Origin of the sequence: Rhizobium sp. RHZ01 (assembly GCF_014851595.1) — a bacterium.
GTDB lineage: Bacteria > Pseudomonadota > Alphaproteobacteria > Rhizobiales > Rhizobiaceae > Rhizobium > Rhizobium altiplani.
Genome location: NZ_JACUZZ010000003.1, coordinates 322,258 through 332,301, shown reverse-complemented (window position 1 = coordinate 332,301; position 10,044 = coordinate 322,258). Strand labels below are relative to the sequence as shown.

At 58.5% G+C, this 10,044-nt stretch carries 12 protein-coding genes; 8 read left to right on the top strand and 4 right to left on the bottom strand.

The genetic code is table 11. The annotated features are described in order from the left end of the window. A partial coding sequence (locus tag IB248_RS31325; RefSeq protein WP_210332955.1) for a hypothetical protein occupies positions 1–414 on the top strand: 414 nt, incomplete at its 5' end. A gap of 100 nt (positions 415–514) precedes the next feature. Here IB248_RS31325 and IB248_RS06140 read toward each other — a convergent pair. After that, positions 515–1,534 carry a putative sulfate exporter family transporter gene (locus IB248_RS06140; RefSeq protein ID WP_192240525.1) on the bottom strand — a complete coding sequence of 340 codons (1,020 nt, stop codon included), beginning with the start codon at positions 1,532–1,534 and terminating at the stop codon, positions 515–517. 107 nt (positions 1,535–1,641) lie between these two features. Here IB248_RS06140 and IB248_RS06135 point away from each other — a divergent pair, with 107 nt between their 5' ends. The 5 genes from IB248_RS06135 to IB248_RS06115 all read left to right on the top strand — a co-directional run bounded on the left by IB248_RS06135 (position 1,642) and on the right by IB248_RS06115 (position 4,341). Continuing rightward, positions 1,642–2,577 (top strand): LysR family transcriptional regulator, encoded by a 936-nt coding sequence (locus IB248_RS06135; protein ID WP_018859152.1) that lies wholly within the window; start codon positions 1,642–1,644, stop codon positions 2,575–2,577. A 228-nt stretch (positions 2,578–2,805) separates the two neighbouring features. Continuing rightward, on the top strand, positions 2,806–3,114 hold the full coding sequence (locus tag IB248_RS06130) for a type II toxin-antitoxin system RelB/DinJ family antitoxin (protein ID WP_018859153.1): 309 nt from the start codon (positions 2,806–2,808) through the stop codon (positions 3,112–3,114). Next, entirely contained in the window at positions 3,111–3,404 is a 294-nt protein-coding gene (locus IB248_RS06125) for a type II toxin-antitoxin system mRNA interferase toxin, RelE/StbE family (protein WP_018859154.1), read from the top strand. The genes IB248_RS06130 and IB248_RS06125 overlap by 4 nt, the downstream gene beginning before the upstream one ends. Before the next feature lie 137 nt (positions 3,405–3,541). Continuing rightward, positions 3,542–3,841, top strand: coding sequence for a DUF1778 domain-containing protein (locus IB248_RS06120; protein ID WP_192240524.1), 300 nt, complete (start codon positions 3,542–3,544; stop codon positions 3,839–3,841). Beyond that, on the top strand, positions 3,838–4,341 hold the full coding sequence (locus IB248_RS06115) for a GNAT family N-acetyltransferase (protein WP_192240523.1): 504 nt from the start codon (positions 3,838–3,840) through the stop codon (positions 4,339–4,341). The genes IB248_RS06120 and IB248_RS06115 overlap by 4 nt, the downstream gene beginning before the upstream one ends. 120 nt (positions 4,342–4,461) lie before the next feature. On the opposite strand, the gene IB248_RS06110 is transcribed toward IB248_RS06115, so the two are convergent. Further along, positions 4,462–4,668, bottom strand: coding sequence for a helix-turn-helix transcriptional regulator (locus tag IB248_RS06110; RefSeq protein ID WP_192240543.1), 207 nt, complete (start codon positions 4,666–4,668; stop codon positions 4,462–4,464). On the opposite strand from IB248_RS06110, the gene IB248_RS06105 reads away from it, so the two are divergent. Beyond that, complete coding sequence (locus tag IB248_RS06105) at positions 4,660–5,298, top strand: GntR family transcriptional regulator (RefSeq protein WP_192240522.1); 639 nt, start codon at positions 4,660–4,662, stop codon at positions 5,296–5,298. The genes IB248_RS06110 and IB248_RS06105 overlap by 9 nt on opposite strands. A gap of 199 nt (positions 5,299–5,497) precedes the next feature. Here the strand turns inward: IB248_RS06105 and IB248_RS06100 are convergent, their stop codons facing one another. Beyond that, complete coding sequence (locus IB248_RS06100; protein ID WP_018856250.1) at positions 5,498–6,706, bottom strand: MFS transporter; 1,209 nt, start codon at positions 6,704–6,706, stop codon at positions 5,498–5,500. 59 nt (positions 6,707–6,765) lie between these two features. Further along, positions 6,766–7,755, bottom strand: coding sequence for an AraC family transcriptional regulator (locus IB248_RS06095; protein ID WP_192240521.1), 990 nt, complete (start codon positions 7,753–7,755; stop codon positions 6,766–6,768). Positions 7,756–7,974: 219 nt separating this feature from the next. Between IB248_RS06095 and IB248_RS06090 the strand changes: the two genes are divergently transcribed. Continuing rightward, positions 7,975–10,011, top strand: coding sequence for an ABC transporter ATP-binding protein/permease (locus IB248_RS06090; RefSeq protein ID WP_192240520.1), 2,037 nt, complete (start codon positions 7,975–7,977; stop codon positions 10,009–10,011). Positions 10,012–10,044: the final 33 nt, after the last annotated feature.

Below are 10,044 nucleotides of genomic sequence, written 5' to 3'. Positions count from 1 at the left end.
TGCTTCATGTTGATGATCTGGTCGAGCCGGGATCGGAATAAATCCTGTTCACCCGTTTGGCGCCGTTCGCGTGGTTTACCCATTCCTGGCTCTCCGATTCACCGCGATAAACCCAGTGAATCACGCTTCGCCAACCAGGGAAACCTCAAACTGATTTTGCAAGGAAACAGCCCGTTCGGTGGCTGTTTCCGGCAATTAGAAGATCTGCAGATCCTTCGATTCCTATGTCTAATCAGCAGCTTCCGTGTTCTTCACGGCCGACGAACAATGTTGCTTTCGTCGAACGTTAGAATCTTCGGCTTCAGCGATGATAGTTTGCTTCGCCCAAATAGTCCGAAATCTCTTCATGCCGCCCGTTTGCAACATTCAGCCATCGCCGCCCATCTGAATCGCCTCAGGGCGATCGCGCATTGAGGGCCGTGACCGGACCAGTGGTTGAGCCACGCCCCATGGCGAAAGCGCGCTTCAAACCCTTACCTGACAACGCCGTTCTGCCTCCGACTCTTGTGCACTTTCACTTCGCGAGGACGAGGACAACGCAATAGTAGCTCATGGTCGTCAGTAATAGCAGCGAAGCCGATGCCGCGAAAAGCACTCGTTTCCCTTTGCTGGCCACCGTCCGCATATTGACCGAGAGGCCGAGGGCGGCCATCGCAACGACCGTTAGGCCGCCCGAGATCGTCAGGAGGATCGGGATGAGGGCGGTGGGAATGAGCCCCATCGAACGGGCGATCACGACGACGATGAAGCCGATGATGAACCAGGGAACAAGACCGCGCTGCGCCTGCGCGCAGTCTCTGTGGTCCGTCCGGAGAAGGCCGAGAACGAAGATGACCGGCCCCAACATCAAGACGCGCAGGAGCTTGATCACTGTTCCGGTCTGCACGGCGACCAACCCCGCAGGAGCGGCCGCAGCGAGGACCTGCGGCACCGCATAGACGGTCAGGCCGGCCAGCGCACCATATTGTCTCGCCGTCATGCCCGCATAGACATAAATCAGCGGCAAAATGAGCAAGGAGGCAACGCCCAGGACCGCGGTGAAGGCGAGCGCGGCAGCAACCTCATCGGAATCCGCGTCGATGACCGGCGCTACGGCGACGACGGCGGAGTTGCCGCATATCGAATTGCCGCAGGCGATCAGCATGGCAAGTCGGTCCGACAGGCCGCACAATCGAGCGACGAGGAAGCTGACGCAGATCGAGATGACCACGATCGCCACGACACAGACAACAAGTGTCGCACCGGCACTCCACAGCGTCCCGAAACTCAGGGACGCGCCAAGGAGCACGATGGCGATCTCGAGCAATGTCTTGGAGCTGAAGCTGATACCAGGCTGCCAGGATTTCCTGCTGGGCAAAGCCGTTCGCGTGACGATCCCGATAACGATCGCAAAGACGAGCGCTTCCAATGGACCGACGCCGAACACCGCAAGTTCGAGCCGCTCGAACAGATCAGCAGCGGCAGCAACGCCAATACAGACGAGCAGGCCAGGAACGATCTGGCTGCTATGTTTGAAATAGTTCTGGAGGGTCATCGGGGCACCTGGAATTCAGAGATTGCCCTTCAGATTTTTCAGCTAATTGCGTCGACTTCCATCGAATATTCTTCTACATTTTATTCGAGAAAGTAGAATGATTTCCCATGACCTTTGAACAGCTTGCAATTTTTGTCGCGGTGGCGGAGCGCGAGCATCTCACCAAGGCCGCCGCCTCGATCAATCTTACGCCATCCGCCGTCAGCACGGCCATCAAGAACCTGGAGCACCGTTATGGCGTCGAGCTTTTTCACCGAGTCGGCCGGCGCATCGAGCTGACGGAGAGCGGCCGGATTTTTCTCTCCGAGTCGAAAACGCTGCTGGCGAGAGCGCGCGCAACCGAACTCGTACTCAGCGAACTCGGCGGGATGCAGCGGGGAACGCTCAGCGTCTTCGCCAGCCAGACGATCGCAAGCTACTGGCTGCCCTCCCGTCTCATGCGGTTTCATGCCTCTCACCCCGGCATCGACCTCAACCTCACCATCGGCAACACCCGTACAGTGGCCGACGCCGTCATCAATGGCGAGGCCGATGTCGGCTTCGTCGAGGGCGATCTCGATGAGCCGGCGCTTGCCGCATCGGTGATCGACCAGGACGAACTGGTGGTCGTTGTGGCGGCAACCCACCCCTGGGCTGACGCCAAGACGCTTGCCGCCAGCGATCTCACGACCGCCCGCTGGGTGATGCGCGAGGTTGGTTCTGGAACCCGCTCGGTATTCGAGCATGCGCTGGCCAAGATCGGTGTCAATTCCGATGATCTGAATGTCGCGATGGTGCTTCCCTCCAACGAGGCGATCTTGTCGGCGCTGAAAGACAGCATATGTGCCGCCGCCGTTTCCCGCCTTGCTGCCCAACAGCACATCGAAGCCGGCAAGCTCATCGAAATCAACTTCTGCCGGCCGATTCGCGAGTTCCGACTCCTGAGACACAAGGAGCGGCACAGCAGCAAGGCCGCCTCGAGGCTAATCGAGATGTGCCGCCATTCGGCTCAAAGCTCATCCAGCGCTAAAACGGTTGCGGCAAACTATGTGCCGGCTCGATAAAATACCGGGGCCGGTCTTCCTGCAGCCCGCATAGTCGTAGCGATTATTCCACAACAGCGGCTTATGTGGCAGATTTTCCAATAATCCAGTAGCTTAGCCAAATCAGGTGGCGACGGTTCGGATCCTTTCAAGAGCACAAAATTGCCGCAAGCGATTGATGATGGTTCGAAACTTCTTGTTGATTTGTCATTCAAATGCATTACCTTCTCTTCAGACGTGGAGAAAGCTATGGCTGCAAATGCACTTGTCCAAACGCGCATTGATGCCGAAATTCGGGATCGTGCCTCCGCCGTGCTTGAGAGCATGGGCCTTACGGTATCGGACGCAGTCCGTATCCTGCTGACCCGCACGGCAAACGAGGGCGCGCTGCCCCTCGAACTCCTTTCGAGTAGCGAGGCGCATGACGCTTGGTTTCGCACTAGGGTGCTTGAGGCGCTGAACGATACCCGACCGGACATCTCAGATAATGAGGTTGATGCCCATTTTGCGGAACGTCGAGCGGCAGCCCGACTTAGGGCGAGCGCGCGCAAATCGTGAAGCTTACTTGGTCTGCGTTCGCGTTATCTGATCGCGATGCCATATTCACATATATCGAGACAGATAATCCTTCAGCTGCCGTCTTGATCGATGAACGGATTGTGGCCGTAACTCGCCGCCTGATCGATTTTCCTGCAAGCGGTCGCATTGGCAGAATTCCTGGCACGCGCGAACTTGTGATCAACGGGACGCCGTATGTAGCGGCGTACACCGTGAGTGAAACAACCGTACGCATTCTTCGCGTCCTTCATGGCATGCAGGAATGGCCAGACTCCCTGCCGACCAGCTAGATCGGCCCTTATTGGCGGTGCGTCGGTTCGGATCCGTTCAAGACCGGCAATGAAGTTGAGGTGTCGAAACAGCGCGACACGAAACGTGTAAAGATGACGTCGTTCCGCTATATGGTCGGTGGAAACAGGAGATGTCTATGCCCACCACCCCGCATAGGAGTAAAAGCCCGGACGCCAGCGTGCCGCTGAATATGCGGATCAAGCCTGCGACCCGCAACTTGATAGACCGCGCTGCTGAATTACTTGGCAAGACGCGCACGGATTTCATGCTGGAGGCCTCTGAACGCCGCGCAGAGGAAGTGCTGCTCGACCGTACTATCTTCACGGTCAGCCCCGAAATCTATGCCGAATACCTTTCGCGACTGGATGCGCCCACGCAGCCCAGTGAGCGTCTGAAACGCACCATGTCGACCAAAGCGCCGTGGGATGAGGCGTGACCCTCAGCGCACCGATACCACTGGCCCATCACCACGAGCTGGCAGAATTCAATTCCGGCGTCTTTGAACTGGATGACTGGCTGCCTCACCGCGCCCGCGCCAATCAGGCAAGTGGCGCATCGCGCCCCTTTGTCGTGTGTGAAGAAAATCGCGTCATCGCCTGTTACGCACTCGCTTCCGGCGCAGTGAAGCAGCCGGAAGTGCCCGGCCGGTTTCGGCGCAACATGCCAGATCCAATTCCGGTTGCCGTGCTTGGTCGCCTCGCCACCGATCCGTCCAATCAGGGGCGCGGGATCGGCAGAGCATTGGTGCGCGACGCAGGCTTGCGCTCGCTCAATGCCGTAGAGATCCTCGGCATCCGCGGCGTGCTGGTGCATGCGATTTCCGATGACACGCGAGCCTTCTATGAGGCGGTGGGCTTTCTGCCTTCGCCATCTGATTCCATGATGCTGATGATCGGCTTGAATGATCTCAACAGCGCGATGAACTCCCAACCTTAGTTTGTCGACGTTTGGCGCAGCGCACTTACAGTCGTTTCTAACTTGCTGTAACCAGTGTAGAAACCATGCCGTTTTGTGGGTTCGCTTCTCGTCAAGGCGACCGATTAGGTTTTTCCAACATTACTTGTGCGATTTGCGACCGGGCTTCAATGGCTCCGGCCTAGGATCGGCCGGATCAGGCGAGGTGAAAAAGATCGCAACGTCCACCTTGAGAGCCCTTGCAAGGCGATCAAGCAGATCAATTGACGCATTGTGTTTGCTTCGTTCGAGATCGCTGATCACTGTGCGATCTACTCCTGCATCGACCGCGGAGATCGCATGGCAGATGTCGTGATGGAAGAAAAGGCGGAAGCGCCCGGCACGCGCGACGTGACAGACTTCATCCTGCAGGACATCCTGGCTGGCATTCTGCCTGCTGGGACGTGGTTGAAGCAGATTGACCTCGAACGTCGATACAATTGTACCCGCCCCGAAGTGCGCCGTGCGCTCGATCGCCTGGCGCAGAAACGGCTAGTCGAGCACGTGCAGAACCGCGGCTATCACGTCTATGAGCCGGACGGCCGCCGGGCGCGGGAAGTCAGCGAAATACGCGTCATTCTCGAAACGGCTATGGCTGGAACAATCATCCAGAACGGCTCGACAGAGGATGTCAGCACTCTCAGGAAGCTTGCCGAGCACTTCTTCGATCAAATGGCGCTGAACGGCACGATGCTGGAGCTCTATGAAGCAAATCTTGCCTTTCACCGCCAGCTGCTGGTGCTCGGCGGCAATCTGGAACTCGTCGATCTCATCACCGAGATCCGCCAGAGAACCTCGTCCGCGCCGGTCTCCCAATGGCGCACGCGTGCCCGCGTCGAACAGTCGGGCCGGGAGCACCACTTGATGGTTGATGCGATCGCTGCCGGTGAGACCGAACGGCTGAAGGATCTCATGCGGCAGCACATTCGTCAAAACTGAGCACCCGACAAGCCCCAAGTTGACGATGCTATCCTGCTGCACCCTCTGCATTCCTTGTATGAATTCGCTCGTTCGGCGCTGCAACCACAAAGGCCGCCGACGATCGCCGGGCGGCCTCATATCCAGAGCGAGGCAAGAGCGCCACTCTCTCACAGCAACTTCGGTCCGATTGCCTTGCTTCTCAACGCGGAAGTAAGGATCAACTGCGGGGCTGCGTCGACACCAAGGCGACCGTCGACGCAGCGAGGACCGCGGTAAGGGTCAAGGGTCCAACAGCGCCATAGTGGTCGACGATATAGCCGCCGAAAACCGCGCCGATACTGATGGCGATCTGAAACGAGACGACCATCAGGCTGCCTGCCGCCTCCAGAGCGTCGGGTGCCCCGCGGGAAAGATTGGTGGGCAGCACCACCGGCGCCATGCCGAAGGCGAAGCCCCAAAGCGTGACGAGGGCGAACGCAATACCGCTATGAGCGCCCCAGAGTACCAAAGAAAGTGCAGCAAACGCCATTAACGCTGCCGTGACAGCGAGCGCCAGGCGGATACTGGCGTCGGCCATTCTGCCACCAGCGACATTACCAATGACGGAGGCAATGCCAAACCCAAGCAGCGCCAGGGCGATCGACCTGGTTTCAAGGAGCGTCACCTGTTCAAGGAAGGGACGCACGTAAACCGAACCAGCAAAATGGCCCGTCATGAGCAAAAGGATAGCAAGCATGCCCAGTTGAATTCCACGCCGCCGTGTCAGCCTGAAAACATCAGCGAGACTGTTGCTCGTACTTGCAGGCAGTGTTGGCAAGCTAAGTGCCTGAAGAAGCATTGCAAGCGCGGCAAGCCCCGCTGTCATGGCCATGGCGGTGCGCCATCCCAGCCAGTCGCTGATCAAGGCACCCAACGATGGTGCAGCTATTGTCGCGAGCGACACGCCGAGGGTGACGATAGCCATGCCCCGGCCCGTCGCATTGGCGCCGACCAGCCTCGCCACGACGGCAACTGAGAGGGCCCAGAAACCGCTAAGTGCGATGCCCAATCCAGCCCGGCCCAACAACAACAGCCAAAAATCGGTCGCTAACGCTGCAAGTATATTGGAGCCGATCGCCAATGCACTGAGACTGACCAGCACCGTCTTGCGGTTCAATCTGCCGATGAGCACATTGCTCAAAAGAGCGGTGACCGCACCGACCGAAGCGGTGGCGGTGACGACTTGGCCAGCTGTTCCTTCGGTGATTCCGAGATCGTGCGCCAATGGCGTCAACAGACCCGCCGGCAGGAACTCAGCCGATACCAGCGCAAAGCTGGTGGCCGCCATCGAAAGTACGGCAAACCAGGTTGCCGCGCTCCACGTGGACGGCTCGGCGGTATCCAGGCCAATTGCTGCTACGTCAAGTTGCGATGTTGTGTCCGTCATCCCGTGCATCTCCTTAGGTTGGAGATGTCATAAACGAACTGTTCGGGATGATATGTACCTTAAAATCCGAAATCCATGTCAATTCGTCCGGAATTGGTGCGGCGCACAACGCCCGGTGAGACCCTCGTGATACGCTTGAAGGCGCGAGCGAAAGATGCCTCAGACTCATAGCCTAAGCGGGAAGCAACCTCGGCAACGGACAAACCGCTTTGCCCCAACAACTCGCGCGCAAGCTGCATGCGCAGACGGGCGAGATAGTGTGCTGCGCCCTCTCCCAAAATAGCGCTGAAGCGCTCGGCAAAGATCGAGCGCGACTGGCCCGCCACGCCGGCGAGGCTTTCAAGGGTCCAGTTATGGCCGGGGTCTCGATGCATGGCTGCCAAAACACGACCGATGTGAGGATCGCGGATGGCGGCGAGCCAGCCCGTCGTCGATGCTCCGCTGCAATTGACCCAGCAGCGAATAAGCCTCGCTGCGAGCAGGTCCGCCATTCGCGACAAGACAGTCGCACTCCCCATTTGGGGCTGCGTCGCCTCCGCCGACATAGCTACCAGCAGGGGGCCAACGACAGCGTCATTGCCGGCCACATCGCAGCCCTTGATGATCGGTGGCATCAGAGCGATCAAGGGGTTAAGCGCATGCGCACCCAAAGCCATGGAGCCGCAGAAGAGGGTGCTCGTCGCACCCGTTCCTTCGCGGACCACTTCGCAAACGTTGCTTCCAACCTTCGTTATCTGACAGCCTTTAAGCGAGTCGCCCTCAACATCTGGTGCGCTGGCCAATCGATGTTCGATGCCTTGCGGCAGAAGGACCAGATCGCCATCGTTCAACTCCTGCCATCCTTGGGTTTCCGTGTGGATCCAGCACGGACCCTGGCTGACAAAATGAAAACGAAGCAGTTGTTTTTGTGGAAAGGCGATGCTCCACGGATGTCTGAGTTCGCAGCGGCCATAGTTGACCCCGCTCAAGCGAAAGTCTTGCAGGACTTCGCTTAGCGCATCCATGGGAATGTTTGATGGCGACAACGGTTGAGACGAATGGTCAAGCATTTAGCCAATCTAGGTCTCGAGCGTCCAGCATTCAAGCAGGGTGGCCATGCGGCCCAATTGGTTTTCCTGCACGGTTCCTGTTCCTGATTTCAAATATACGCGGACCCTGCAGGATCGCGGCTAAATCCAAGCGCCGCGATCATAAATGAAAGCGGCTTTATCCAGCCACATGGATTGAAGGCCAAAGAAACCTTTCTGTTCTCAGTCCGTTATCGCGTGATGGTGGACAGAAATGTGAATTCGAAATCGGTCGATCGGACCAATCCCTCCAATGGCGACATCCGCGCAGACGAGCCAACCAACACCGAGGTTGAGCCGCCGCCGGAGATTGTTGAGCCAGACCCCAAGTGGACGCCCGAGGAGGTCGAAAGGGCGCGGAAGAAATATCTGCTCAAGCGCTTCTGGATCAGCGCGATGCGTTATTGGGGACGCCGAGGCGACAAGCTGGCATGGCCATGCTCGATCGGGCTGTTGATCCTCATTGGTGGTAACGTCGGCTTCCAGTACGGCATAAACGTCTGGAACCGCTCCATCTTCGACGCGATAGAACAGCGCAACGCAAGCGCCGTCTATTTTCTAAGCGTAGTCTTCCTGCCGCTCGTGATTGGCAGTGTTGGCCTCGTCACGGCGCAGGTCGCCGTCCGGATGATGATCCAACGCCGTTGGCGCTCGTGGCTTACGACGTCGGTGATCGGGCGGTGGCTCGCAAATGGCCGCTACTATCAATTGAACCTCATCGGCGGCGACCACAGCAATCCGGAGGCGCGTATTGCGGAGGATCTACGGATCGCTACTGAAGCTCCCGTCGATTTCGTCGCGGGCGTCATCGCTGCATTTCTGTCGGCCTCGACCTTCATCATGGTGCTCTGGACGATCGGTGGGGCGCTGACCCTCACTGTTGCAGGTTCGACTATCACCATTCCCGGTTTCCTCGTCGTTACTGCGGTGATCTACGCCGGGATAACCTCCAGTTCGATGGCCCTCATCGGCCGCAACTTTGTTCAGGTCTCCGAGGCCAAGAACCAGGCGGAGGCCGAGTTTCGCTATACTCTGACGCACGTAAGGGAGAATGGGGAGAGTATTGCACTGCTCGGAGGCGAGGAGGAGGAGCGAAACGACCTCGACAGGACTTTCATCAAAGTGCTCGGCCAATGGGCGCTTCTTGCACGCCAGCATATGCGCACGACCCTCGTGTCGCAGGGATCGAGCCTGTTTGCGCCGGTCGTACCGGTTCTGCTTTGCGCTCCGAAATTTCTGGATGGCAGCATGACGCTTGGCGAAGTCATGCAGGCGGCGTCCGCCTTCGCCATCGTGCAGAGCGCGTTTGGATGGCTGGTCGACAACTACCCGCGCCTTGCGGATTGGAACGCCTGTGCACGGCGCATCGCATCGCTGATGATGTCTCTTGACGGACTTGAACGTGCCGAACAGAGCGAAGCCTTGGGGCGCATCAAGCGCGGAGAAACCGAAGGTGAGGTGGTGCTCAGCCTGAATGATCTGGCCGTATCGCTCGACGACGGCACTGCCGTCGTCAAGGAGACACAGGTGACCATCGAGCCAGGTGAACGGGTGCTCGTTGCTGGAGAGTCGGGATCGGGAAAGAGCACGCTGGTGAGGGCGATAGCCGGGCTCTGGCCGTGGGGGCACGGCAGTGTCAATTTCCATGCCGACCGACAGCTTTTCATGCTGCCGCAACGGCCATACATCCCATCCGGGACGCTACGCAGGGCGGTCGCCTATCCGCGTGGCGCCGAGGACTGGACGCTCGACGAAATCAAGGGTGCGCTGGAGAAATCAGGACTCGACTATCTGAACGACAAGATCGGGGAGGAGGCACCATGGGACCAGACGCTTTCGGGCGGGGAAAAGCAACGGCTCGCGTTCGCGCGACTTCTGCTGCACGATCCCGACATCATCGTTCTGGATGAAGCGACCTCGGCACTCGACGCGAAGAGCCAGGACAAGATGATGGAGATGCTGATCGACGAGTTGCCGAACGCCACCATCGTCAGCGTTGCGCACCGCGCCGAACTGGAGGCCTTCCATAGCCGCAAGATAACCTTGGAACGGCGCGATGGCGGTGCGAAGCTGGTCAGCGACATCGACCTTCTTCAGGGAAAGAAAAAGCGCAAGAGCTTTTTGCGTCTATTGGAGAAGCACAACCGAGAGGTTGCGCCGGATCCATCAGAGCGCCTCTCCTCAAGAGCAGTCAATGATGCCGAGCCACGTTCAATGACTCCAGGTCAGCGCTCCTAAGAGCCTCCCCCGTCGTCAATCATACCTTGAAAC

Excerpts from the sequence above, each read along its gene's own strand:
- IB248_RS06140 (WP_192240525.1), bottom strand. The coding sequence starts at position 1,534 with ATGACCCTCCAGAACTATTTCAAACATAGCAGCCAGATCGTTCCTGGC.
- IB248_RS06135 (WP_018859152.1), top strand. The coding sequence starts at position 1,642 with ATGACCTTTGAACAGCTTGCAATTTTTGTCGCGGTGGCGGAGCGCGAG.
- IB248_RS06130 (WP_018859153.1), top strand. The coding sequence starts at position 2,806 with ATGGCTGCAAATGCACTTGTCCAAACGCGCATTGATGCCGAAATTCGG.
- IB248_RS06120 (WP_192240524.1), top strand. The coding sequence starts at position 3,542 with ATGCCCACCACCCCGCATAGGAGTAAAAGCCCGGACGCCAGCGTGCCG.
- IB248_RS06105 (WP_192240522.1), top strand. The coding sequence starts at position 4,660 with ATGGCAGATGTCGTGATGGAAGAAAAGGCGGAAGCGCCCGGCACGCGC.
- IB248_RS06100 (WP_018856250.1), bottom strand. The coding sequence starts at position 6,706 with ATGACGGACACAACATCGCAACTTGACGTAGCAGCAATTGGCCTGGAT.
- IB248_RS06095 (WP_192240521.1), bottom strand. The coding sequence starts at position 7,755 with ATGCTTGACCATTCGTCTCAACCGTTGTCGCCATCAAACATTCCCATG.
- IB248_RS06090 (WP_192240520.1), top strand. The coding sequence starts at position 7,975 with ATGGTGGACAGAAATGTGAATTCGAAATCGGTCGATCGGACCAATCCC.